Source organism: Marinifilum sp. N1E240 (assembly GCF_009295825.1).
In the GTDB taxonomy this organism is placed as follows: Bacteria; Bacteroidota; Bacteroidia; order Bacteroidales; family Marinifilaceae; genus Marinifilum_A; species Marinifilum_A sediminis.
In genome coordinates this window covers 572,346-596,037 of sequence record NZ_WHKF01000001.1, presented here as the reverse complement: position 1 = coordinate 596,037, position 23,692 = coordinate 572,346, and the positions used below count along the sequence as shown (strand labels likewise).

Below are 23,692 nucleotides of genomic sequence, written 5' to 3'. Positions count from 1 at the left end.
CTTAATTCGCTATGAAAATACACAAGCTCTGTAAAACAAACAAGCCTCGATTTCTCGAGGCTTGTTTTATATTTTTTATCATCCGAAATCGTCAAACTCAACCATTTCATCTGGTACTCCCATATCATACAGCATGTTTTCAACAGCTGAATTCATCATAGGAGGTCCACACAAATAATATTCGATATCTTCCGGCTCATCATGTTTAGATAAGTAGTTATCGTAAATCACCTGGTGAATAAACCCTGTAGGTCCTTCCCAATTATCCTCTGGTAGTGGCTCAGAAAGTGCCAAATGCCATTCGAAGTTAGGGAAATCAGCTGCGATAGCATCGAACTGATCTGCATAGAACACCTCTTTCAATGAACGAGCACCATACCAGAAAGTCGCCTTACGACCCGTTTTCACAGTGTGGAACAAGTGGAAGATGTGAGAACGCATTGGAGCCATACCAGCACCACCACCAATAAACATCATTTCGTTATTGGTTTCTTTAATAAAGAACTCACCGTAAGGTCCCGATATTGTTACCTTATCCCCTGGCTTACGCGAGAAGATGAAAGATGAACAAATTCCTGGATTTACATTCAGCCATGTGTTGTTAACTCTATCCCAAGGTGGAGTTGCAATACGAATGTTCAACATTACAATATTTCCCTCTGCTGGGTGGTTAGCCATTGAGTAAGCACGATAAGTTGGCTCTGGATTCTTCATCTTAAGATCCCACAACTTAAACTGATCCCAATCAGATCTATACTGTTCCTCTATGTCCATATCCTTGAAATCAACATCGATCTTTGGTACATCAATCTGAATGTATCCACCCGATTTAAAATCAAGAATTTCGCCTTCTGGCAATTTTACAACAAATTCTTTAATGAAAGTAGCAACGTTTCCGTTTGAAACAACTTCACATTCCCATTTCTTTATTCCTAAAATTTCCTGAGGAATCGACATAGACATGTCTTCTTTCACCTTTACCTGACAAGCCAAACGCCAATTGGTTTGTGCTTCTTTACGAGTAAAGTAATCAACTTCTGTTGGAAGAATGCTACCTGCACCGTCATGAACCTGACACTTACACATTGCACATGTTCCACCTCCACCACAAGCGGATGGAAGAAAGATTTTAGCAGCACCTAAAGTACCCAATAGAGTATTACCTGGCTCTACAACTAATTTTTGATTACCATCGTTAATATCAATCGTTACTTCTCCTGATGGAGTTAGTTTCTTCTTTGCAAACAAAAGTATAGAAACTAGAATCAGGGTCACAAGTAAGAATACAGCTATACTTATGGAAATAACAGTTCCCTGTGTTGTTAATAATATCATCTCTAGTTCGATTAATTTTTAAAACTAAATTTTACTGTTTTTTATCAGCTTATAGTTTAATTCCCATAAAACTCATAAAAGCAATTCCCATTAATCCGGTTACAATAAATGTAATTCCAAGACCTCTTAGAGGAGCAGGAATGTTAGAGTAACGAATTTTCTCGCGAATAGCTGCAATACCAACAATTGCAAGTAACCAACCAATACCTGATCCAAGACCAAATGAAGTCGCTTCAGCCAAAGTTGAATAGTCTCTTTCTTGCATGAAAAGAGATCCACCCAAAATTGCACAGTTTACAGCAATAAGAGGTAAGAAAATACCTAGAGATGAGTAAAGTGCCGGAGCAAATTTCTCAACAATCATTTCAACCAATTGTACCATTGAGGCAATAACCGCAATAAACATGATGAAACTTAAGAAGCTTAAGTCAACATCTGCCATTGAAGGATCAAGCCATACAAGAGCTCCTTCAGCCAATATGTATTTGTTTAGCATGTAATTCATAGGTACTGTAATACCCAATACAAAAATAACTGCCAAACCAAGTCCCATAGAAGTTTTTACAGTTTTAGAAACTGCAAGATATGAACACATTCCAAAGAAGAATGCGAACACCATGTTGTCGATAAAAATCGACTTGATAAATATATTAATCAGATTTTCCATGTTTCGATTTTTCTTTACTAGTTCGACTCAATTAAAGATTTATCTCTTGATCTTTGAACCCAGATAATAATACCTACAGTTACCAAAGCCATTGGAGGTAGAATCATTAACCCGTTGTTCTCGTATCCCATTGCATAAACAGCATCAGGAATTACCTTATATCCATAAAGGGTTCCAGATCCTAATAATTCACGGAAAAAAGCTACGATCACAAGAATGATACCGTATCCAGCAGCATTTCCAATTCCATCAAGAAAAGCTGGCCATGGTTTGTTTCCAAGAGCAAAAGCCTCTAAACGTCCCATGATAATACAGTTGGTAATAATCAAACCGACAAATACCGAAAGCTGTTTACTTACCTCATAAGCAAATGCTTTAAGAATTTGATCTACAAGAATTACCAATGCTGCAACAATTACAAGTTGAACAATGATACGAATTCGTGAAGGGATAGTATTTCTAAGTAGTGAAACTATAACATTAGCAAGTGCCAAAACGGCCATAACAGAAATTGTTAAGACAACCGCTGGCTCCAATTTTGCTGTTACAGCTAAGGCCGAACAGATACCCAATACCTGAATGGTAATCGGGTTGTCTGTACCAATCGGATTGGTAAGCAATTTTCGATTCTTAGCTGAGAATAATGGTTCTTTATCGCTCATCTTTTGCTTATTTTGAAGATTTTAAAAACTTTTCATAACTACTTAGGTTATCCTGAAGCATAGCTTCTAAACCTTTTGAAGTAACAGTACCACCTGATACAGCATCAAATGCATGTGGATTAGTAGAAGCTGTTCCTTTCACCAATTTTAGTGAAGTAAACACGCCAGCTTGATCAAAAATCTGTTTTCCGGTGAATGGAGCAAGAAATTCTGCATTTGCAATTTCAGCACCCAAACCTGGTGTTTCTCCTTGGTGATCGAAAGTAGCACCAAAAATGGTTTTACGATCCGATTCCATAGAGATGAAACCCCAAATAGGACCCCACATACCTTTACCTCGAACAGGAATAATTAATTTTTCGCCAACTCCTTCTTTATTAAAAACAAAAACAGGAAGTTTTCTTACAGCAAGATCTTTCTTATTTTCCTTTTTCAAATCCACTTTAAAAGTTTCAGACTTATCGTTTGATGTAGTTTCACCCTCAACATTTACAATTAAAGCTTTCACAATGTATTTGTCGTAAAGCTCAACCGCATTTGCCGGAGTCGAAGCAACATTCACAGCCTTAAGAATGTTTTGCTTTTTCTCAATTTCTTTATTCATGTTTTGGCGTGGCTTCAATGACAATGATGTAAAAGAAAGCACAGCCGCAACTACAACTACCATAATGGCAGCATAAAGAAATGTATATGTATTGCTTTGAGTATTCATTTTTAAACGTTTTTTTTAATTAAGCATTTACCTTAACACGTTTCAATCTTCTCTTAATGTTGCCTTGAACAACATAGTGGTCGATCAATGGAGCGAATGTGTTCATAAAAAGTATAGCCAACATCATAGCTTCAGGGAAACCTGCATTCACCACTCGAATTAATACAGCCAATAGACCTATTAAAAATCCGTAAATGTATTTTCCTCGAGCTGTTTGAGTTGCTGAAACAGGATCGGTAGCCATAAATACCGCACCAAATGCAAATCCTCCCATAATTAAGTGTTGATAGGCAGGTATATCAGTCATATAAGCATTAGATCCGATTAAATTAAAGATCGTTCCCATTACGAAACCTCCAGCAAATACTGACAACATGATTCTCCAGCTTCCAATTCCTGAGGCAATTAAAATAACTGCTCCAATAAGAATCGCAATTGTAGAAGTTTCACCAATCGATCCAGGGATTAATCCAACAAACATATCCCATGAATTGCTTAAATGTTGTTCAATGATTGAGGTAGCAGCATCTGTTCCTCCTTTAAAATCTGCCAAAGAAGCAGCATGTGCCAATGGAGTTGCTCCCGAAAAACTATCTGCTTTCTCTGCAATCCAAACCGCATCACCAGACATTTTCGATGGATAAGCAAAGAAGAAGAATGCACGAGCAACCAAAGCAGGGTTCCAAATGTTCATTCCGGTTCCACCGAATACTTCTTTACCAATAACAACTGCAAATGCAGTAGAAACTGCAACCATCCAAAGTGGTGCATCAATAGGCATAACCAAAGGAATTAACATACCCGAAACAAGGAAACCCTCGTTAACCTGGTGTCCTCTTGCCTGAGCAAAAGCAAATTCAATTCCCAAACCAACTACGTATGAGACTACAACAATTGGTAATACTTTAATTAAACCATATACAAACAACTCAACCAATCCAGCTGAAGCCAATTCTCCAGTCGAAAGGAAGTGCTGATATCCAATGTTGTACATACCGAACAACAAAGATGGTATCAATGCCAAAACAACTACTGACATAGTACGCTTCAAATCGATAGCGTCCTTTACATGAGTACCCGTTTTTGACGTGATATCAGGAACATATAGGAAAGTTTCAAAAGCCTCGAAAGTAGACTGCAACTTCGCATATTTCCCTCCTTTTTCAAATAAAGGTTTCTTTTTATCAAGAAATTTTCTTAGTGCTTTCATTATATAATATTATCCGTTTTTTCTTAGCTCATTTCCTTAATCATCAGATCAATTCCTTTACGAATGATATCTTGTACATTAATTTTCGACGTACAAACAAATTCGCAAAGAGCAAAATCTTCAGGAGCTACTTCATAAATACCTAGTTGCTCCATTTGATCAATATCTTCAATCAAAATAGATTTGATTAAGTGTACTGGTAATACATCCATTGGAAGAACCTTCTCGTATTCTCCAGTTACAACATAAGCACGGTGCTCACCATTAAGGTTAGCATCTAATCTGTACTCACGCTTTGGAGTCATCCATGAGAAGAAAGTTTTCGACATTGAAAATTTCTTCAATCCTGGCATAGCCCATCCCAAAAATTCAAATTGATCTCCTTCAGGAATTACAGTAATTTGAGAATCGTATGCTCCTAAATAATTGTCTTCCGAAATATGAGTTCCTGTAAGAACATTACCTGAGATTACACGGATCTTTTCATCATCTTTCAATTTTCCTTTCAATACATTGCGAACCGAAGCACCCGAAATCATTTCGAAATAACATGGGGTTTTTACTTCTGAACCACAAAGAGCTACTTTACGACTCACATCGTAAATACCTTTATTGAACAAACGACCGATGAAAACAACTTCTTGTGGACTTACCACCCAAGCAATTTCTCCTTTATTGATTGGATCAAGGTGGTGAATTTGAACTCCAGCATTTCCTGCAGGATGAGCTCCTGAGAATTGATTCACGCTAGCATTTTTCACATCAGAAAATACTTTAGCCTGATTCATGTTTGGATTAATATTCAAATGAACCTTACCATCGGTTAGTTTTGCAAGTGCATCGATACCAGCCTGGAAAGCTTCCGCTTCTCCCTCTAATAGGAAATCGACATCAGCAGCCAATGGTGCAGTATCGAAAGCCGAGATAAAAATTGCCTTTGGTGTATCTGATGGATTCGCGATAACGTCGTAAGGACGCTGACGCACGAATGACCACAAACCACTTTTTAACAATTCTTCTTTAATCTCTTCGCGAGAAAGACCATTCGGATCAGCTTTTTTAAACTCTTCGTACTGGATTTCTGCGTCGGCTTGAATTACTACTTCTAAAATCTTTCTTCGTTCTCCTCTGTTTACGGCTATTACCTTACCACTCACCGGCGAAGCAAAATTAACTTCAGGGCAATACTTATCGAAGAATAAAGGACTTCCAGCCTTTACTTCAGCATCAACCTTAACTTTTAATTTTGGTGTTAATCCGGGGAAATCGGTAGGTTTAATTGCGTATGTCTCAGAACGATCAGCTTTTTCAAGTACTTTTTCAGCCTTTCCTATCAGCTTAATATCTAAGCCTTTTTTGATCTTTTTAACTTCAGACATGTTAAACTATTTGATTTTATTAATTTGCGACAAAATTACTAAATTAAACACTAATTCATAATATAGTGCAGTAAGTACATGTGTTTTAAAACGTTTGTTTAAATGTTCTATAATACATGTAATTTTTTCGAACACAAATATATAAAGCAATTTCTTAATTTCTTAGTTTTTAGTTTATTTTTAACCAATATATATACATATCAATATGCGTAATATTTTCCTTATATCAACAATATTATATTTAACCATAATATCATCTTCTTTATTTGCTTCCGAATACGATAATGAATTCATTTACACCAATCAAATAAAGAAAAAGAGTATTTATACTGTTCAAGCTTATCCTTTAGGATGGGAGCTTGCCGAAGCAGTAATTGAGCTAAAAGGAGACAATCAAATCCTTTTTTCTTTTGATGAAATTAAAGAAAATATTCAGGATTACTCTTACAGAATCGTCCATTGTGACAAAAATTGGTACTCTTCCGGATTAAGTGAGTTTGATTATATCGATGGATTTACCGAAAATCAGATCACAGATTACGAACATTCATTCAATACCAATATCAATTACGTACATTATCAACTAAAAATCCCTAATGATGATATCCAACTAAAACTATCGGGCAACTATGTTATTGAAGTATACGAAGACTACGATCCTGAAAAAGTAGTGATTAGACAACGGTTCAAGATAATTGATAAAAAGGTAGAAATCACTGGAGAAATTAAGCATCCTATAGCGATAGATAAACGTGAAACACATCAGGAAGTAGATTTTAGCATTCATCACCCAAGTTTTTCGATTGACAATCCTCATCTTGATTTGCATGTGGTTTTAACACAAAACAGACGAATTGATGGAACCGAAAAAGTTTTAAAACCGATTTTTATCCGTAAAAACGAATTGGTTTTCGATTACGAATCGGAAAATGTATTTCCGGGAGGCAATGAATTTCGCCATTTCGACCTTAAAAGTTTTAGATATCAAACCCGTTTTATTAGAGAAATTACAACAAAAGACGATACAACTCATGTTATAACCTCGCCTGGAAATAATCGCCATTTTAAGCAATACATTTTCGATCAGGATATAAATGGAAACTATTTGGTTGAAGTACAGGAAAGAGATGAGCCTGCCACCGAAGCCGATTATGCATACATTACATTTCAACTTCCATTCGATAATGAATTGAAGCACGGGGACCTTTACGTTCATGGAAATTTTAACAACTGGCAATGCAACGAACGAAACAAGATGCATTACGATTTTGATTCCGGTTCTTATTTAGCTACAATTTTCCTTAAACAGGGATATTACAACTATCAATATGCATTGGTTGAACATGGCAGTAAAATTCCAGATACCGGTTATATCGAAGGCAATCACTGGGAAACTGAGAATGATTATGTGATTTATGTATATTATCACGATATCGCCCTAAATTACGACATGCTGATTGGCGTGAAAACACTGAATTCTACTAAAAACTTTTAACAAATAAAAAAGAGTGATAGATTACACACTATCACTCTTTTCATTCTATATATTTCTAATCAAATTGCTTGTCAACTATTGATTTTAATTTCCCGTTATTACTATTTCTCCATCCTGAATTAAAAGTGCCTGCAATGGCAAATCTCCATCTCGCATTGGAATGTTCACATCAATAATTTTCCCACTAAAGAATTCAGATATCTGATCTACTTCGGTATGTCCAACCACAATGGTCTTAACATTTAGCTTTTCTAAAATACGATCAACACCTTCCTTACTAATCTTGTCGTATTTTGATCGTTCCATAAAATAGCCTCTATACCAAAATGGACCTGTAGAAGAGAAAATTTCTTTACAATCTTCCATATTATCAGCATTAATTCCACCAGTCAAATACTGACGAGTTGTGTGATTTACTTTATCAGCAGTATGATCATTATCTAAAAGATCTTCTGATATTCCTCCATGCACAAACAGATAATCATTAATTTGGACAATGGAATTTCGGGTTCTTAACCACTCTCCTAATACCGAATTGGAATGAAATAAGGAAGCGTATTCCAATCCTAATGGCTTACACAAACTCTTATACCTATCATTAATGTAACGATTATCATTGTTTAAAATCATTAACTCATGATTTCCAAAGACAAAATGCAGGTTTCCACCAGCTTTTTTAGCTTCGTGCTCCAATCGATATATGAACCAAAGAATCTCTGTTACTTTAGCTCCTCTATCGAATATATCGCCAACAAAAACAAGATGCCCTTTACCAAAACTCCATTTATTTTCTGTATCAATTACATTTTGTTCTCGCAGTGTATTAATCAAACGGTCGAATTCTCCATGCACGTCACCTAAAACAACAATTGGCTCTTTAGTATTAGTTTTCCATGCAGGTATTTCAGGTTTAATTAATGGATAAACCTCTTGTTTTCCTAACCAACTTGTAAAAGTTGAACAAGTATCAGCAAGATATTTCCCCTCCAGAAATACACTTTTTTTGGTAGGATTATTTTTAAGATAGTATGCATATCTACCTTCCGGTCTTAAATCTACAAACGGTCCATCGAAAATATCGTTTTCCTCATTACAAAACGCAGACGCTCCATTTTCCAAAAGTATTCGAACCAGTTCCTTACTGTTCGTTTTTCTTGCATAATCGAATGCTGTAAAACCAAAACTGTCAACGGTATTAACCTCTGCTCCATTTTGTATTAATGTATAAGCGACCTGTTTCATTGCTCTTCTGGCAGCCCAATGTAAAGGCGTTATTCCTAACGAATCTGCTAAATTCACAGAACCTCCCTTTTCAATTAAACCATTGGCTAAATCTCTATCTCTTTCTTGAATTGCTTTACCCAGTAATCCCTGTTTATCTATTTCGCTTTTATTGGGGCTTTGTAAATTACATGCCGATAAACTTATCGCTAATAATAGTAGTAAACTCAGGTATCTCATTTTTCTAATTTAAAATAGGTTGCAAAACAATTTCTCTTTTCATACAAACTGTAACCTGATTAAAATGATTTCTTAATCAGAAAAAAAGAGAGTATTTAGAAGATTTTGACATCACAAAGTGTGAATTGGAAGGCTAAAATTAGATGTTTTAATTAAACATCCAATAGGGAATTATCCCCAAATAAAAAATCACGACAGTGTTCTAAACTAATGATGAGAACACATTGAACACCTTTGATAATATTTGGCACCCTGCAATATAACACTCCTTCATCATCGCGATCTATATGTTGTATAATCATATCCAAAAAGAAAAAAAATAATACTTTTGACTCCGAATTAGCAAGAATCATTATCTTACTATCTTCAATAAAAAAAAGAATTTATGACGTCTGTATCAAACATCGGTAATCAAAGGTCGGATTTACAGGTATTCAGACGATGGAGCAGGAAATCGTATGCGGCATTTGCCAGCATGAATCAAGAGATTAAAATTTCCAACATGAACACCAGTTACAATCTACTGGTTCCATCGAAAGAATGCGGTTTTTCCGGATTTTGCTTTTTACCTGAAAACGGACGGGAGAAAAATGAAACGGATGAATTGGAAGCACTCAGTGCAGAATTCATTCAAATGCTTGTTGTGCAAAACACAAGCAATAGTACAATTGGTCGAATAGCATCCTCTAAAAAAGTTAGCAAGGTTCTTTCGGCACATTTTTATTCCCGTAAATTAAAAAATTAAAGAACCTCTATTATGACTGACATTAGAAACAACTGGACCTACGAAGAAGTTAAAGAAATTTATGACCTTCCACTTTTAGATTTAGTAAATCGTGCAGCTAATCTGCATCGCCAATATCATGATTCTACAAAAATGAACATGAACACATTAATTTCGGTTCGTACCGGAGCGTGTTCTCAAGATTGTAAGTATTGTGCACAATCGGCTCGTTACAACACTCATGTTAAACCAGAAAAATTAAGTTTGGAAAAGGTTTTGGAAGAAGCCCGATTCGCAAAAGAAAACGGTGTAAAACGTGTTTGTTTGAGCTCGGCTGGTAGAGATGGAAATCGTGACGATCGTTTCGACGAAATGGCTGAAATGATTACAGAAGTTAAGAAAATGGGATTGGAGGTATGTTGTACCATGGGAATGATCAACAAAGACAAAGCGAAGAAATTGGCTGATTTGGGAATTACTGCCGTAAATCACAATATCGACACTTCGGAGCGTCATTATCCTAACATTACCACAACCAGAACTTATGCCGATCGTTTAGAGACTCTTGCCAATTTACAAGAAGCTGGTATTTCTTATTGCTCAGGTGGAATTTTAGGAATGGGTGAAACCGACGAAGACAGAATTGAAATGCTTCGTACCCTATCGAACCAGGAAGTTCACCCTTACAATGTTCCTCTGAATTCTTTGGTTCCGGTTGAAGGAACTCCATTTTACGGGAAAGAAACCATTGGCATTTTTGAAATGGTTCGTGCAGTTGCAACAGCTCGTATCCTAATGCCTAAAACGGTAATTGCCTTTGCTGCCGGTAGAACTCACTACAGTCAGGAAGGTCAGGCGCTTTGTTTCCTTGCCGGTGCTAACTCAATTTTCTTTGGTGACAAACTACTAACGGTAGAAAACATGACCATTAACGAAGATCAGCATTTATTGGATACCATTGGAATGGTTCCTACTCGTTATCACGAACTAACAACATTGGAAGAATAAAAATAATTACTCATTATTGGTATCCTCACCTAAAGTGGGAACATCAAAAACAAATATAGAGCTTCACAACTGGTGATGCTCTTTTTTTATGACTTTCTGTCACTTTTTAGCAGTTCCCCCAGCTTTTTAGCAATTCCCCTCACTTTTGTCTGACTTTCTGTCACTTGTGAGTGGTTTTCCTGTGCTTTGATGTAATTTCCCGCACTCCGGAGGCATTTTCTCCAACTCATTTCACATTTCCCCGCATCTTGTAACAAATTCCTCCCCTTTTAAAGGTCCGTCCACTAGTTTAGAGTAATTCTTTCAGCCCTTCCCGATAACTCACTGCAACGGGGATCATCTGATTTGCAATACACACCTGATTCCCCTCCAAATAATCTATCTTTTTAAGATTAATGATAAAGGATCGATGCACACGCAAAAAGTTATTTTGGGGAAGTTTGGACTGAAATGCTTTAAGCGTTTCATGAATCACAATGCAATCCTCATCGCGGTAAAGCTTTAGGTAATCTCCATCCGATTCAATAAAATTAAGTTCGGATGTTTTCATCAAGTAGGTTTTCTTATTCGACTTTACAGTAATTGTGAGATCTGAAGATAAATCACTTATTGCCAAGTTTTTTTGCAAACCTGTAAACTTGTTTACCGCTTTTAAAAATCGATTAAACGAAAATGGTTTCAACAGATAATCTAATGCATTCAGATCGAATCCTTCAACTGCATACTCGGGATAAGCGGTGGTAAAAATTACCTCAGGCACCTCATCTAAACTTTTAAGCCATTCAATACCGTTTAGTTTGGGCATATTGATATCCAAAAACAAAAGATCAATTTTTTGATTGAGTAATATAGTATTTGCCTCAATGGCATCATTACAAACGCCCTTAAGTAACAATTGCGGACAATCCTGTATGTAAACTTCCAATATTTCTTGAGATATGGGTTCATCCTCAACAATCAGGCAGGTATATGTATTTTCTTTGGGTGTGTTCATTTTAGGTTTAGTTTGAGTTTTACGGTAAATTCCACCTCATTTTTACTTAGATCTAAACTGTATCGATCTTGGTAAAATGATTGCAATCGGCTTTTCACATTCTCAATTCCAAATCCACCAATTCCATCAATCTCTGATCCTACACTTATTGGTATGGAATTCTTCAAATGCATTTCTAAAACCTCCTCATCAATTTTTACCGATAAATCGATGATATTTTTATCGTTTTGATTCATTCCTCCGTGCTTGAAACTGTTTTCGATAAAAGGAATTAACAAAAAAGGCACAATCTGATGTGAATCCAATTCTCCAGTGATTACGTATTTAATCTTGGTTGTCTTGTCGCATCGTAGCTTTTGCAATTCAAGGTAATTCACAATGTAATCCAACTCCTTATCTAAAGAGACCAATTTATCTTTGGTATCGTAAATCATGTATCGCATTAAAGCCGATAACTTTAAAATGTATTCCGGTGTTTCGTCAGCCTTCTTTCTTGCCAATCCATACAATGAGGTTAGGTTGTTGAATAAAAAATGCGGATTGATATTCGATTTTAATGCCTGCAGCTCTGTTTCGGCTTGCTCTCGTTTTAAGGCTTCCAATTCCTTTTCTGTTTCCAGAACCTGAAACCACGATTTAGATAATTTTAACAAAGTACTCATAGCAATGTATACAAAACTAAACTTTAACAAATCATCGATTTCGTAAGAGGATATGAAAAAATAATTTGGCGCAATTTTATCGCTTAACTTTTCGAAAGTAAGTTGATTGATAAAAGCAGTACCATACCATAAAGTCACCAAGCCTATAAAATACAAGCTATACTTTTCTCTTTTCAGTAAAAATTGAATCAATATTGCAGTATTCAAGTAAACACCAATTACCAAACTAATATGAAAAAGCAATGTATAAACAATATCTATATCCGTTATTTCATCCTCAAGAGCAAAAAACTGCACCAACACATAGAAGGAAGCCATCCAAAACAGAAAGTGTTGAAGAATTCTGTTCTGAATGAACTTGCTTAAACTATTTTTAACTCGATCGATCATTTTATTCTTTTATGGAGAATCCGTCTTTAAATTGAGTTTAATTTTTTACACGCTTTAAAATCAATGCTTCCTTAGGATCATTAAACATCTTGTCATCTGCGAACTTGATCAGGAATTTTTGAATATCTGGCGTCTTTGCAGTAATAATGATATTATCATCTCGTTCCACATATTCAATTCTGATTCTTTTTTTCTTTAATAGTTCTTCAAAATCGTCATACTCTATGCCATTAATCATTAATTCATCATCTTTAATATCAAGTTTGAAAAAACCATGTGTTCTGGCAATTAACGCACTCATATAACTCTCTTCTAGTTTATTCTCCAAGCATTTTTTATTTGGTATGATATCCAGAAAATAATTCCCATCTAATTTAGAAAGTTTTCCATCGAATATACTGGTATCCTTCTCCGAGAAAATTTTTATCTGATAATGTTTTCTCAATTGAGGATTAAAAAAGAAATTTTCAATTTTATTCTTATCTGCCTCGCTATAGTTTCTTTTTTTTGATTTCCCTTCAAAAAATGCATTTTCTTCTTCAATGCTAGCTTTCTTCTTTTTACCACCAGATCCATTAAAAAAAGCTTCTTCCTTACTCATTCCTTTAGGGGTTGTTTTATCTTTTTTTACTTCTAATCCTGTAGAATCTACAATCGTAGTAATCTCATATCTGGTTTTATCTTCTTCCATCCATACGCCATTCAATTCATCCAAATGCACTCTATCACTATCGGTATATAAAGGATGTAAGGAACTCACCACACAAGATTGAGTGGCAAAAAGAATTAGCAGAAACAGACAGCTGAATTTAAATTGTTTAGTTTTCATGTGTCAATATTTTTATTTGTGAACAATTGGCTATCCGCGGAGACTACCATTATCTACAATCAAAATAAGAGAATGTGTTTTCTTTATTGAATTTTTTTCGATGGATACGACCAATGTATCGTTACAAAGTCAAAATATTTCGATTTCAACATTTGTCACCTCATCTTAACTATCAAACTTAATAGTAAGAAAGTAATAATTAAAACATAATCTGTACTTTCCGATAGTTTTTTGTAAGTTCATGCACTCTAAAACTAACCCAACACCCAAAATATGAACCTGCAAAAGAAAAGCCTCTCTTTGGGCGAAGCCCTTATTCCTATAATTCTGCTAATCCTACTTCTTAGTATTAATGCAATAGTTTTTGGCGATAATGCTATTTCCGGAGCCAATCAATTTTCTTTACTCATTGCGGCAGCAGTTGGTGGAATAATTGCCATTCGTCATGGGAAAGGTTGGGAAGACATTCAAAAGGGTTTTGTGAAAAGTATTGGTACTGCCATGCCTTCTATGCTGATTTTATTACTGATAGGTTCTTTGGCAGGAACCTGGATGATATCGGGTGTTGTGCCTGCAATGATCTATTATGGATTGGAATTCCTGAATCCTAAGTTATTCCTAATGCTATCGGTTGTTATATGTGCTATTGTTTCCGTAGTATCCGGTAGTTCCTGGTCAACCATTGCAACCATAGGTGTAGCCTTATTGGGAATTGGAAATGCCATGGAAATCAATCCTCCTTTGGTTGCAGGAGCAATAATATCCGGGGCTTATTTTGGTGACAAGATCTCTCCTCTCTCCGATACAACAAACCTGGCTCCCGCTATGGCTAATGTGGATCTGTTTGTACACATCCGATACATGATGTACACTACAGTACCCTCTATATTAATAACACTCGTAATTTTTCTGGTAATAGGTTTGACCAAGCATGGTGAAATAGACCCTGAAAGCATTCGACAAGTACAATCAGCCATAAAAGAAAACTTCACCATTACTCCTTGGTTGTTTTTGGTTCCTGTACTATTATTTGTAATCATCAGTAAAAAAGTACCTGCATTGCCTGCAATTTTTGCCGGTACATTAATAGGAGGGATTTTTGCCATCATCTTTCAACCTCAGATCATCTATCAATTATCTGATAGCACTTCATTTATTCAGGCTTCATACGATACAGTTATGAAATCCATATTTACAGATATAAGCGTTCCTGTTGAAAATGAAAACATTCAAGATTTACTATCTACTGGAGGTATGAAAGGAATGCTAAACACAATATGGCTAATTTTAACCGCCATGGTTTTTAGTGGCATACTGGAAACTGCTGGAATTTTAAAGAAAATCACCGAAACCATGTTAAAGGCTGTACATTCTACGGGCTCGTTGGTTACAACCACAGCTGTTAGTTGTGGATTCTTAAATTTAACTGCTTCCGATCAATACATTTCTATAGTAGTAACTGGTAGAATGTTTGCCAAATCGTATAAAGATCAAGATTTAAAACCTGAGGTATTGAGTCGTACTCTTGAAGATTCGGGAACGGTTACCTCCGTTTTGGTTCCGTGGAATACATGTGGTGCTGCACAAGCAGGTGCACTTGGAATTGCAACGGCAGCTTTCGCTCCATTTTGCTTTTTTAATATTCTCAGTCCCATAGTTACCATTACAATGGCATATCTTAATATTAAGATTCGAAAACTATCCGACGACAAATAAAAATCATAAGTATAAAATTACTCTTTTCCACAAATTCTTGTGAAATTCTAAACCTGAGGTATTTTCATGAAATTTTAATTCATGATAATACTCATAAATCATGAATTGTTTTTTTTTTAGATTTGCTCAGAGAGTATAAGAAAACAGAAATAAAATAACCCTTAAACAAATATTATCATGCCAAAAGGTATATACAATGTTCCGGTTGCAACCAACGAGCCTATCTACTCATATGCACCAGGAACTCCTGAAAGAGCTGAATTGCAAGCTACAATTAAAAACATGCGTTCTGAAGTGATTGATGTACCTATGTACATTGGTAGCGAAGAAGTTAGAACTGGTAATTTAAAAGCCATGACTCCTCCGCACGATCACCAGCACGTTTTGGGACATTACCACCAAGGAAGTAAGGAAAACATCCAAATGGCTATTGATGCTGCTCTAGCGGCTAAGCCAGCATGGGAAAATCTTGCTTGGGAACATCGTGCTTCTATCTTCTTGAAAGCAGCTGAATTAATTTCTGGTCCTTACCGCATGAAAATTAATGCAGCTACAATGTTGGGACAATCAAAGAATGCTTTCCAGGCTGAGATCGACTCTGCTTGTGAGATTGCTGACTTCTTGCGTTTCAATGTTCAGTATATGACTGAGATTTACAAGCAACAGCCTGTTTCTTCAAAAGGTGTTTGGAATCGCGTTGAGCAGCGTCCATTAGAAGGATTTATTTTCGCATTAACTCCTTTCAACTTTACTGCTATTGCTGGTAACCTTCCAAGTGCTCCTGCAATGATGGGTAATACTGTTGTTTGGAAACCATCTAAAACTGCAGTTTATTCTGCTCAGGTTTTAATGGAGATTTTCAAAAAAGCTGGTGTACCTGATGGAGTAATTAACTTGGTATATGTATCAGGTCCTGATGCTTCTGATGTTATTTTCAATTCTCCTGATTTTGCTGGTATTCACTTTACTGGTTCAACAGGTGTATTCCAGGATATCTGGAAAACTATTGGTAACAACATTCACAAATACAAAACTTATCCACGTATCGTAGGTGAGACTGGTGGTAAAGATTACATTTTTATGCATCCAACTGCTGATGCAACAGATGTAGCTACCGGAATTATTCGCGGTGCTTTCGAATATCAAGGACAAAAATGTTCTGCTGCTTCAAGAGCTTACATTCCTGAAAGCAAATGGGCTGAGGTGTTAGAATTGGTTCAAGCTGACTTGGCTGAGATCAAAATGGGTGGAACTGAAGATTTCACAAACTTCCACAATGCAGTTATCGACGAGGCTTCTTTCGACAAATTGGCTTCTGCAATTGACGAAGCAAAAGCTTCTCCTGATGCTGAAATCGTAGCTGGTGGTACTTACGACAAGTCTGTAGGTTACTTTATCGCACCTACTGTAATTCTAGCTAAAAAAGCTGATTACATTACAATGGAAGAAGAGTTATTCGGTCCTGTTATTACCATCTTCGTTTACGATGATGAGAAAGTAGATGAGACTTTGGATATTTTGGATCAAACTTCAATGTATGCACTAACAGGTGGTATTTTCGCTAACTGTCGTTATGCAATTGAAAAATTAGTGAAGCGTTTGACTCACACTGCTGGTAACTTCTATATCAACGACAAGCCAACTGGTGCAGTTGTAGGTCAGCAGCCATTCGGTGGCTCTAGAGGTTCTGGTACAAATGATAAAGCTGGTTCTATGATTAACCTACTTCGTTGGGTTTCTCCACGAACTATCAAAGAAACATTTGTTCCTCCAGTAGATTATATGTATCCAAACTTTTTGGAAGACTAAAAAAAGAGATGCGAGATATTAGATGTAAGATTTGAGAAAATAAATTCTAATTTCAAGCTTAAAAATATTGGAAAGTTAAATCGGATTTGTTCCGATTTCCAATGACATGATTTATTTTGGATTAAAACGATCGGAGTTTACTTCGATCGTTTTTTTATTAAAATATATTTCTACTTTTTCACCTTTCTACTTTTGTACTTTATTCGTAATTTAGCCCGAAAGATAAATCAATGATTCTTAAACAAGCAAAAAAATATATCCCTCGGATGATCAGGAGTAAATACACCATTACCTTCCTGATTTTTTATACCTGGTTGTTTATAGGAGATCATAATTCGATTTTAGAAAGAAAATCAAACGAGTCAACCATTGAAGCCCTAGAAAAGGAAAAAACTTATTTTCTGGAGAAGATAGAAAATGACAAAAAGAGAATTCACGAGTTAAAAACCAATCGTAAAAACCTGGAAAAGTATGCACGTGAACAATATCTCATGAAAAAGGAAAATGAGGATATTTTCATTGTGATTGAAGAAGATTAATACTCCCTTTCTTCAGTGTAGAATCTTTATACCTCCAAATAAATATTTTTAGTAGAGTATCTTTTCTAAACTTAGTATACTATCTTTTTAACACTTACTAGAGTAATTGTTGAATTTTAAATATACTCTCCTTAAAAAACTCACTATAGTTCAATTCATTAAATAAAAAAAGAGAGTTCTAAAACTCCCTTTTATATATTTTCAAACTGTTTATAATTAATCCCGCTTTTCGTATTCCCTATAAATTTCCAGCAACTCTTTTGCCGAATAAATTCCTTTGGTATCGATTCCTAAATCAGCTAATAACTGTTTAGCACAAACAACAATACTCTCCTCATCGATAAACTGTTCGTGAACATTGTTCAGATACTTCAATACTTTAAAGGCATTGAAGGCAGCAAAAAATTTCTTTCTAAATGTTTCTATCGAAGCACAGTTCTTATTGATTTCGTCCAAAGCTTCAAAGAAGTTATCTTCTTTCAAATAACTGCGAACCGATCCTGGCAGAGATACCAACAAATCATTCAAATAAGTATCGTAATCGACTCCAAAAAAATCATCGACCTTATCGAAAAAGGATTTCAATTCTTTAAAAGCAGAATAATTGTAGGTTTGATAATCAACAATTCCCTCATCAACAAAAGTGGAAATAGCTTTTCCTGTACCAAAAGGAACTCGATCGGAAACTCTCGGTGATGGAATAACACGCGTAGTATTGATTTCGTAAAACTTTCCAAGCGGAATGATCTTTTGTAAGAAATAAAAATCCTCTCCTGCCTGTCGGCGATTCATTCCTCCTTGCTTGATGTATGCACTAGCGGATACTGCAAAGCTAGATCCTACCGTATGAAATGCATGTGGGTGACCAGCAAAACGCATCGCCAACATGTAATATCGTAAATACAATTCGTATTGAGAAATGGCATCGTAAATCTGATTTTCAAATTCCTCCCCTTCTAATGGATGCTCGTAAAAAATATTGGCGCCATTGGCTTTGGGAAATTTCTTAAAAAGCTTCTCTATTTCGGTCAGGTAATTTGCATCGCAAGCAGAATCGGCATCGAAACCTGTAATGATACCATTTGCCTTATCAATTTTATTGAAACGACTTACCGCCTCATCCATTGCAATCTTTCTAGCAAAACCTACCCCTGCGAATTTCTTTGGCAAATTGGGTTGATGAATCAGGTAAAATTTTAATTTTTCATCCTGATGCTCTTTCATCCAGGATTCTGCTTCCTCAATAGTTTTTGCATTTTGTGCAAGTTCTCTTTCACCTGTCTGCTCCCCTGAATTCACAATCACAATTACTTCCACCTCATTTATCGGACGATCACAATTCCATAATGCCTCCAAACTTGGAATCAAATCCGGTTCATCGTAACAGGGAATCGTTACAATCATATTCAGTTTTTCCGAAACAGGATCTGAAATGTACTCAGAGTACATTCTTTGTTTCTTTAGGTATTTATCTGCAAAAGCCATTCTAATTTAAATATGAAATATGAGACGTTAGATATGAGACGATTATCATTCATAATCTTGCTATGACAAGTGACCTATTAGAAATAGACTGGTGTTTTATCACATTTCCATCTAATATCTCACATCTATAATCTCATTTCTGTTAAAGCGGCAAAGATACAAAAAAGGGCAGATAGCTTAAATGCCAATCTGCCCCATATATTTTTGATATTTTATATTACTTAGCTTCCGGAGTATATCTCGCGTTTAAGCCATCAAGAACTTCTTTAGTAATATCCAATCCATCTTGCGATAACAACACATTTCCACCTTTAGTAGTACTCAAAATTAAACTGTAGTTATGAGTTGAATTGTACTCTTTCAAGTAGTTGGTTACGCTATCGAATAAACGCTTGCTGTTCTCGTTTTGCTCACCCATTAATTGTGCGCTTAATTCACGATCTAACTGTTGTAAGTTCTGCTGCTTTGCAATTAATTTTTGCTGAGCTTCTTCGGCTCTTTGGCGTGACAAGAAACCATTGTTTTGAAGCTTTCGCTGAAACTCCATAGCTTCTTTCTCTAATTTCTGTGCTTTAAAGTTGAAATCAGTTCTTGAATCTTCCTGCTTCTTTAGAAATTTCTCATTTAAATCACGAGAAAAATTATAATTGTTAAGCAATGAATCTGTATTGATGTACACTACAGCACCTTCGCCTGCTACCGATTTAACTTCTTTTGTCTCTTCTTTACCAGAGAATTGAACAAAGTAAAGAATTGCTACAGCAACAACTAACACAGCATTTAATGCAATAGATAAATTTTTCATAGGTATTTTAGAATTTAATTTTCAAGTTTTATCAGATATCCTAATAACAAAGGGCAGATATCTTGTCTTTTTGATTTTGCCTAACAAATATAGCTTTTCTAAGGAGACTAAAAAATACTTATTCATTCAAAATTTACACTTATATAATTACTGCTTATCAAACTGGTCAAATTTTTATATGCTGATAAACATCATTCTTTTTTTTCTTCATACTATTTACATTGTGATCAAGAAAAAAACAATAACCATTAAAAATTATACCCAATGTTCAATAAACTTATAGCAGCAACCCTACCCTATATGCCTAAAAAGTTAGTATGGATTTTTTCGAAAAGATACATCGCAGGTGAAACCATACAGGATGCTGTAAACGAATCAAAAAAACTAAACGATCAAGGCATTAAAGTTACCGTAGACTTATTAGGTGAATTTATTAAAAACTTAGATCAGGCAACTGAAAATAAAGAAGCCTATCTTGAGATAATTGAAACTTTTGAAGCCAATAAAATTGACGGAAACTACTCAGTAAAACCTACATTTTTTGGTTTATTAATTGATGAAGAAGTTTGCTATCAAAACATCAGGACTGTTGTTGCTAAAGCTGCAGAATACAACAATTTCATTCGTATAGATATGGAAGATTCTCCTTGTGTTGATAAAGAAATTGCCATGTTTAGAAAACTTAAGGCTGAATTTCCTAATAATGTTGGTTTAGTAGTTCAGGCTTATCTGAAAAGAACACTAGACGATCTGCAAAACATGATGGACATGCAGAACGGAACTTCCAACCTAAATTACCGTTTGTGTAAAGGTATTTATGTTGAGCCTGAAGAAATTGCTTATAAAAAATACGAAGAAATCAACGAGAATTTTGTGAAAGATTTGGAGTTCATGTTTGCCAACAAGGTGTACCCTGGTATTGCAACTCATGATAAACCATTAGTTGAAGGAGCTTACAAATTGATTGAAAAGTATAATGTTCCAAAAGATCAGTACGAATTCCAAATGCTATACGGAGTTACTCCAGAACTAAGAAAATCGATACTCGATAAAGGTCACAGCATGAGAGTTTACGTTCCATTCGGAAAAGATTGGTTTGGTTATTCAACTCGCAGGTTAAAAGAAAATCCTAAAATGGCTATGCTAATAATAAAAGCTTTATTTAGTAGAGGATAAATAAAAAGCGGTGAAAATTCACCGCTTTTTTTATTTCCCTTCCTTAATGCCGTACCTGTACATCTGCTTTAAAGTTGTTACCTCTTTATCTGTTACAATATTATCAGGAATTTTAAGATCTCGCTTTCGTTTTAATCGTTTAATTTCAGGCAAAGTTCTATCAGTACTCAATCCTGCAACCATCTCGGTAGGTACCATAGTCTTATTCTGGCTTTCAACCACATGCTGGTTGATTAGTAAATCTGTATTTGCTTTCGCATCCATCTTTTCCGGTCGTGTGGTTAATGCCTGATAAGTAGCAGAATTTACATTGTTTTTTGCTCTAACATATTCAGGAGTATTCACTTTTGCATTAATGAATGCCTCCTTAAAATTACCAAAACGTGGCAAAATCAATACTTCCTGAAGAGCAACTGTATCCTTGGTCATAAATACTCCAAACAAATAAGTTTCTTGTTTCAGCGTATCGCTAACAATTAAATTAACATCCTGATAACCAACATATGAATAACGAATGGTATCACCTGAATTCACCCAAAACGAAAATCGACCAAAAGCATTCGATGTTCCTGCCTGTTTTGTATTCACTTTGTAATGTGCATAAGGCAGAGTTGTTAATTCTTTTTGATCCATTACAGCACCAGTGAAAAATATTGAATCGGCTCTTAATTTCTGAGCTGAAAGTAAATCAGACACCAAAATCAAGCAAACAAATGCCAGGCCACTAATAATTAACTTTTTCATTTGAAAATATTTTTAAAACCAATAAAAAACTTGGTCGTTATTTATAATTCTCCCAATATAATTTCATCAAGAGCTCTTTTGGGAACATGATGAACACCTTTTTCATCACGCCAATATTTAATATCATCATCTTTCATTTCTTCAATTACCACTTCCTCTTTTGGTTTTCCTAAAGCAATAACCTGAATAATTTTATTTCCTTCCTCAGTACTAACGATAGAACTAAGTTCTTTATTTTTAAATGCACGAATAATGCATCCGCCAAATCCATCTTCTACAGCTCCTAACAACAAATTCTGTGCTGCAATTCCATCATCACTAAAAAAATTCTCACCTATTTTTTCATCATTAAACATGATTACATAAGCCGATGGTCTTTCTCCCTTTACAGGTCCCGACCAATCCTTCAAATATCCTGCCCAAGCTAAAGTTTCAAATACTTTTTCTCTCTTTTCTTCAGATAATATCACTTTATACTTCAAACTTTGTGCATTTCTCCCCGATGCGCCCAATCGAGCCAGATCAATCCAGCCTCTAATTTGTTCTGATGAAATGGTAACATCTTCAAAAAATCTCCTGTAACTTCTGTTCTTAGCAACTAATTCTTTTAACATTATTTAATTTAAAATCTTATTAATTTATATTTTATTTGCACGATCAATACTCCACTACGGTATAAAATAATTGATTTTTCTTTATTGATCAAAGAATTCATCAAATCTATTTTATCTTTATTCTAAACACAACTAGGTATTTAACTGTTAACACCTGCTAATCAAATGCTAAGTCTTAAGAAATCTACGAAAGATAAAATAAAGAGTTTTCTCACTATTAACGCCATTTGGATTCTATTGATCTATCTGTGGAATTTTCTACAAATGAATCCGGAAGTAGATATTCCAGTAGAACTTAAAGATCCTTTTAAGGAGAGAATGGAAGGATTAAATCTATTATTAGCTGGTCTTTTAATGGGAACCATATTTAGTTTGATGAATATGAGAATAAACAAGAAGCAAGATCAATTGAGGAAACAATCATATGGTCGAATAATTCTTACTTACAGCATTATGCATATCGTGCTAACGGTATTTAGTATTTTCGTAATTGGTATTCTCTCTCAATACATAATTGAAGGGGAAATCAGTAGATCTGATATTTTAGATATTAAAGCATTCGTGAAATCAAGTAATTTCTTTAAAATCTTAATTTATACCTACCTGGTCAGTTCAGGAATAATCCTTATGCAGATCATCAATCAAAAATTTGGACCTGGTGTACTTATCGATCTGCTCTTAGGTAAATTTCGTAATCCTAAAGAAACCAAATTGATTTTTCTGTTCATGGATCTAAAATCATCAACCACTTATGCGGAAAAACTAGGTCATGTAAAATACAGTGAATTAATTCAAGACTGTTTTACAGATTTAACTAATGCAGTAAAAGAATATGATGCAACAATTTATCAATACATTGGTGATGAAGTTGTATTAATGTGGCCTTATCATGAAGGAATCAAAAATTTAAACTGTATCAAAGTTTTTTATCGATTTAAAGAATTAATACAAAATAAATCGGAGCATTATCTTAAAAACTATGGTTTTCTCCCACAATTTAAAGCTGGATTAAATGGTGGCACCCTTATGGCTGCAGAGGTCGGTGTAATTAAAAGATCTGTTGCATATCATGGAGATGTAATAAATACCGCTGCACGTATTCAAGGTGTATGTAATTCGTTCCGGGAAGAATTTTTGGCATCAAAATTGATAGTTAGCGAACTGGAAAACCAAAATACCTTTAGCTATAGTTTTATAGATAACATTCAGTTAAAGGGAAAAAAAGAAAAAGTAAGTATATTCAAAGTAAACAAATCCCACTTATAATTGTTTCTAT

The 23,692-nt window shown here is 35.1% G+C and carries 22 protein-coding genes; 8 read left to right on the top strand and 14 right to left on the bottom strand.

Going from position 1 to position 23,692, the window contains the following annotated elements; genetic code table 11:
• Nucleotides 1-78 precede the first annotated feature (78 nt).
• Genes nqrF through GCQ56_RS02620 form a run of 6 tightly spaced genes read right to left on the bottom strand, consistent with a single transcriptional unit; the run spans nucleotide 79 to nucleotide 5,965 of the window.
• Nucleotides 79-1,335 (bottom strand): NADH:ubiquinone reductase (Na(+)-transporting) subunit F, encoded by a 1,257-nt coding sequence (gene nqrF, locus GCQ56_RS02645; RefSeq protein ID WP_152732839.1) that lies wholly within the window; start codon nucleotides 1,333-1,335, stop codon nucleotides 79-81.
• A gap of 49 nt (nucleotides 1,336-1,384) precedes the next feature.
• Nucleotides 1,385-2,002, bottom strand: a complete 618-nt coding sequence (gene nqrE, locus GCQ56_RS02640) for an NADH:ubiquinone reductase (Na(+)-transporting) subunit E (protein ID WP_152732838.1) — start codon at nucleotides 2,000-2,002, stop codon at nucleotides 1,385-1,387.
• A gap of 17 nt (nucleotides 2,003-2,019) precedes the next feature.
• Nucleotides 2,020-2,664 (bottom strand): NADH:ubiquinone reductase (Na(+)-transporting) subunit D, encoded by a 645-nt coding sequence (locus GCQ56_RS02635; RefSeq protein WP_152732837.1) that lies wholly within the window; start codon nucleotides 2,662-2,664, stop codon nucleotides 2,020-2,022.
• A 7-nt stretch (nucleotides 2,665-2,671) separates the two neighbouring features.
• Entirely contained in the window at nucleotides 2,672-3,376 is a 705-nt protein-coding gene (gene nqrC, locus GCQ56_RS02630) for an NADH:ubiquinone reductase (Na(+)-transporting) subunit C (RefSeq protein WP_152732836.1), read from the bottom strand.
• 19 nt (nucleotides 3,377-3,395) lie between these two features.
• Nucleotides 3,396-4,586, bottom strand: coding sequence for an NADH:ubiquinone reductase (Na(+)-transporting) subunit B (locus GCQ56_RS02625; RefSeq protein ID WP_152732835.1), 1,191 nt, complete (start codon nucleotides 4,584-4,586; stop codon nucleotides 3,396-3,398).
• 23 nt (nucleotides 4,587-4,609) lie between these two features.
• The gene (locus GCQ56_RS02620; protein WP_152732834.1) at nucleotides 4,610-5,965 is read right to left on the bottom strand and encodes a Na(+)-translocating NADH-quinone reductase subunit A; all 1,356 of its coding nucleotides are present in this window, start codon (nucleotides 5,963-5,965) and stop codon (nucleotides 4,610-4,612) included.
• A gap of 205 nt (nucleotides 5,966-6,170) precedes the next feature.
• Between GCQ56_RS02620 and GCQ56_RS02615 the strand changes: the two genes are divergently transcribed.
• Nucleotides 6,171-7,460 (top strand): DUF5103 domain-containing protein, encoded by a 1,290-nt coding sequence (locus GCQ56_RS02615; RefSeq protein ID WP_152732833.1) that lies wholly within the window; start codon nucleotides 6,171-6,173, stop codon nucleotides 7,458-7,460.
• A gap of 84 nt (nucleotides 7,461-7,544) precedes the next feature.
• Here the strand turns inward: GCQ56_RS02615 and GCQ56_RS02610 are convergent, their stop codons facing one another.
• Nucleotides 7,545-8,921: a metallophosphoesterase gene (locus tag GCQ56_RS02610; RefSeq protein WP_152732832.1), complete on the bottom strand. Its 1,377-nt coding sequence runs from the start codon at nucleotides 8,919-8,921 to the stop codon at nucleotides 7,545-7,547.
• A 385-nt stretch (nucleotides 8,922-9,306) separates the two neighbouring features.
• On the opposite strand from GCQ56_RS02610, the gene GCQ56_RS02605 reads away from it, so the two are divergent.
• Nucleotides 9,307-9,666: a hypothetical protein gene (locus tag GCQ56_RS02605; RefSeq protein ID WP_152732831.1), complete on the top strand. Its 360-nt coding sequence runs from the start codon at nucleotides 9,307-9,309 to the stop codon at nucleotides 9,664-9,666.
• 12 nt (nucleotides 9,667-9,678) lie between these two features.
• A complete protein-coding gene (gene bioB / locus GCQ56_RS02600) occupies nucleotides 9,679-10,653 on the top strand; it encodes a biotin synthase BioB (RefSeq protein ID WP_152732830.1) in 975 nt (324 codons plus the stop codon).
• Nucleotides 10,654-10,942: 289 nt separating this feature from the next.
• Here bioB and GCQ56_RS02595 read toward each other — a convergent pair whose 3' ends face one another.
• The 3 genes from GCQ56_RS02595 to GCQ56_RS02585 are packed head-to-tail and all read right to left on the bottom strand — an operon-like array spanning nucleotide 10,943 to nucleotide 13,528.
• On the bottom strand, nucleotides 10,943-11,647 hold the full coding sequence (locus GCQ56_RS02595) for a LytTR family DNA-binding domain-containing protein (RefSeq protein WP_152732829.1): 705 nt from the start codon (nucleotides 11,645-11,647) through the stop codon (nucleotides 10,943-10,945).
• Nucleotides 11,644-12,699: a sensor histidine kinase gene (locus tag GCQ56_RS02590; RefSeq protein WP_152732828.1), complete on the bottom strand. Its 1,056-nt coding sequence runs from the start codon at nucleotides 12,697-12,699 to the stop codon at nucleotides 11,644-11,646. Before GCQ56_RS02590 ends, GCQ56_RS02595 begins: the two co-directional genes overlap by 4 nt.
• A gap of 37 nt (nucleotides 12,700-12,736) precedes the next feature.
• Entirely contained in the window at nucleotides 12,737-13,528 is a 792-nt protein-coding gene (locus GCQ56_RS02585; RefSeq protein WP_152732827.1) for a hypothetical protein, read from the bottom strand.
• A 273-nt stretch (nucleotides 13,529-13,801) separates the two neighbouring features.
• Here GCQ56_RS02585 and nhaC point away from each other — a divergent pair, with 273 nt between their 5' ends.
• The 3 genes from nhaC to GCQ56_RS02570 all read left to right on the top strand — a co-directional run bounded on the left by nhaC (nucleotide 13,802) and on the right by GCQ56_RS02570 (nucleotide 17,592).
• Nucleotides 13,802-15,244 carry a Na+/H+ antiporter NhaC gene (gene nhaC / locus GCQ56_RS02580; protein ID WP_152732826.1) on the top strand — a complete coding sequence of 481 codons (1,443 nt, stop codon included), beginning with the start codon at nucleotides 13,802-13,804 and terminating at the stop codon, nucleotides 15,242-15,244.
• Between the two features lie 177 nt (nucleotides 15,245-15,421).
• Nucleotides 15,422-17,053 carry an L-glutamate gamma-semialdehyde dehydrogenase gene (gene pruA / locus GCQ56_RS02575; protein WP_152732825.1) on the top strand — a complete coding sequence of 544 codons (1,632 nt, stop codon included), beginning with the start codon at nucleotides 15,422-15,424 and terminating at the stop codon, nucleotides 17,051-17,053.
• Nucleotides 17,054-17,319: 266 nt separating this feature from the next.
• A complete protein-coding gene (locus GCQ56_RS02570) occupies nucleotides 17,320-17,592 on the top strand; it encodes a septum formation initiator family protein (RefSeq protein ID WP_193323695.1) in 273 nt (90 codons plus the stop codon).
• Between the two features lie 216 nt (nucleotides 17,593-17,808).
• Here the strand turns inward: GCQ56_RS02570 and GCQ56_RS02565 are convergent, their stop codons facing one another.
• Nucleotides 17,809-19,077, bottom strand: coding sequence for a glycosyltransferase family 2 protein (locus tag GCQ56_RS02565; RefSeq protein WP_152732823.1), 1,269 nt, complete (start codon nucleotides 19,075-19,077; stop codon nucleotides 17,809-17,811).
• 217 nt (nucleotides 19,078-19,294) lie between these two features.
• Complete coding sequence (locus tag GCQ56_RS02560; RefSeq protein WP_152732822.1) at nucleotides 19,295-19,882, bottom strand: OmpH family outer membrane protein; 588 nt, start codon at nucleotides 19,880-19,882, stop codon at nucleotides 19,295-19,297.
• Nucleotides 19,883-20,146: 264 nt separating this feature from the next.
• Between GCQ56_RS02560 and GCQ56_RS02555 the strand changes: the two genes are divergently transcribed.
• On the top strand, nucleotides 20,147-21,058 hold the full coding sequence (locus GCQ56_RS02555) for a proline dehydrogenase family protein (protein ID WP_152732821.1): 912 nt from the start codon (nucleotides 20,147-20,149) through the stop codon (nucleotides 21,056-21,058).
• A 30-nt stretch (nucleotides 21,059-21,088) separates the two neighbouring features.
• On the opposite strand, the gene GCQ56_RS02550 is transcribed toward GCQ56_RS02555, so the two are convergent.
• Nucleotides 21,089-21,802 (bottom strand): hypothetical protein, encoded by a 714-nt coding sequence (locus GCQ56_RS02550; RefSeq protein WP_152732820.1) that lies wholly within the window; start codon nucleotides 21,800-21,802, stop codon nucleotides 21,089-21,091.
• A 41-nt stretch (nucleotides 21,803-21,843) separates the two neighbouring features.
• Entirely contained in the window at nucleotides 21,844-22,416 is a 573-nt protein-coding gene (locus GCQ56_RS02545; RefSeq protein ID WP_152732819.1) for a nitroreductase family protein, read from the bottom strand.
• A gap of 264 nt (nucleotides 22,417-22,680) precedes the next feature.
• On the opposite strand from GCQ56_RS02545, the gene GCQ56_RS02540 reads away from it, so the two are divergent.
• Complete coding sequence (locus tag GCQ56_RS02540) at nucleotides 22,681-23,682, top strand: adenylate/guanylate cyclase domain-containing protein (protein ID WP_193323694.1); 1,002 nt, start codon at nucleotides 22,681-22,683, stop codon at nucleotides 23,680-23,682.
• The last annotated feature ends 10 nt before the right edge of the window (nucleotides 23,683-23,692 follow it).

What these genes read in the sequence shown, in the direction of transcription:
- nqrF (WP_152732839.1), bottom strand. Translation starts at nt 1,335, where the DNA reads ATGATATTATTAACAACACAGGGAACTGTTATTTCCATAAGTATAGCT.
- nqrE (WP_152732838.1), bottom strand. Translation starts at nt 2,002, where the DNA reads ATGGAAAATCTGATTAATATATTTATCAAGTCGATTTTTATCGACAAC.
- GCQ56_RS02635 (WP_152732837.1), bottom strand. Translation starts at nt 2,664, where the DNA reads ATGAGCGATAAAGAACCATTATTCTCAGCTAAGAATCGAAAATTGCTT.
- nqrC (WP_152732836.1), bottom strand. Translation starts at nt 3,376, where the DNA reads ATGAATACTCAAAGCAATACATATACATTTCTTTATGCTGCCATTATG.
- GCQ56_RS02625 (WP_152732835.1), bottom strand. Translation starts at nt 4,586, where the DNA reads ATGAAAGCACTAAGAAAATTTCTTGATAAAAAGAAACCTTTATTTGAA.
- GCQ56_RS02620 (WP_152732834.1), bottom strand. Translation starts at nt 5,965, where the DNA reads ATGTCTGAAGTTAAAAAGATCAAAAAAGGCTTAGATATTAAGCTGATA.
- GCQ56_RS02615 (WP_152732833.1), top strand. Translation starts at nt 6,171, where the DNA reads ATGCGTAATATTTTCCTTATATCAACAATATTATATTTAACCATAATA.
- GCQ56_RS02610 (WP_152732832.1), bottom strand. Translation starts at nt 8,921, where the DNA reads ATGAGATACCTGAGTTTACTACTATTATTAGCGATAAGTTTATCGGCA.
- GCQ56_RS02605 (WP_152732831.1), top strand. Translation starts at nt 9,307, where the DNA reads ATGACGTCTGTATCAAACATCGGTAATCAAAGGTCGGATTTACAGGTA.
- bioB (WP_152732830.1), top strand. Translation starts at nt 9,679, where the DNA reads ATGACTGACATTAGAAACAACTGGACCTACGAAGAAGTTAAAGAAATT.
- GCQ56_RS02595 (WP_152732829.1), bottom strand. Translation starts at nt 11,647, where the DNA reads ATGAACACACCCAAAGAAAATACATATACCTGCCTGATTGTTGAGGAT.
- GCQ56_RS02590 (WP_152732828.1), bottom strand. Translation starts at nt 12,699, where the DNA reads ATGATCGATCGAGTTAAAAATAGTTTAAGCAAGTTCATTCAGAACAGA.
- GCQ56_RS02585 (WP_152732827.1), bottom strand. Translation starts at nt 13,528, where the DNA reads ATGAAAACTAAACAATTTAAATTCAGCTGTCTGTTTCTGCTAATTCTT.
- nhaC (WP_152732826.1), top strand. Translation starts at nt 13,802, where the DNA reads ATGAACCTGCAAAAGAAAAGCCTCTCTTTGGGCGAAGCCCTTATTCCT.
- pruA (WP_152732825.1), top strand. Translation starts at nt 15,422, where the DNA reads ATGCCAAAAGGTATATACAATGTTCCGGTTGCAACCAACGAGCCTATC.
- GCQ56_RS02570 (WP_193323695.1), top strand. Translation starts at nt 17,320, where the DNA reads ATGATCAGGAGTAAATACACCATTACCTTCCTGATTTTTTATACCTGG.
- GCQ56_RS02565 (WP_152732823.1), bottom strand. Translation starts at nt 19,077, where the DNA reads ATGGCTTTTGCAGATAAATACCTAAAGAAACAAAGAATGTACTCTGAG.
- GCQ56_RS02560 (WP_152732822.1), bottom strand. Translation starts at nt 19,882, where the DNA reads ATGAAAAATTTATCTATTGCATTAAATGCTGTGTTAGTTGTTGCTGTA.
- GCQ56_RS02555 (WP_152732821.1), top strand. Translation starts at nt 20,147, where the DNA reads ATGTTCAATAAACTTATAGCAGCAACCCTACCCTATATGCCTAAAAAG.
- GCQ56_RS02550 (WP_152732820.1), bottom strand. Translation starts at nt 21,802, where the DNA reads ATGAAAAAGTTAATTATTAGTGGCCTGGCATTTGTTTGCTTGATTTTG.
- GCQ56_RS02545 (WP_152732819.1), bottom strand. Translation starts at nt 22,416, where the DNA reads ATGTTAAAAGAATTAGTTGCTAAGAACAGAAGTTACAGGAGATTTTTT.
- GCQ56_RS02540 (WP_193323694.1), top strand. Translation starts at nt 22,681, where the DNA reads ATGAATCCGGAAGTAGATATTCCAGTAGAACTTAAAGATCCTTTTAAG.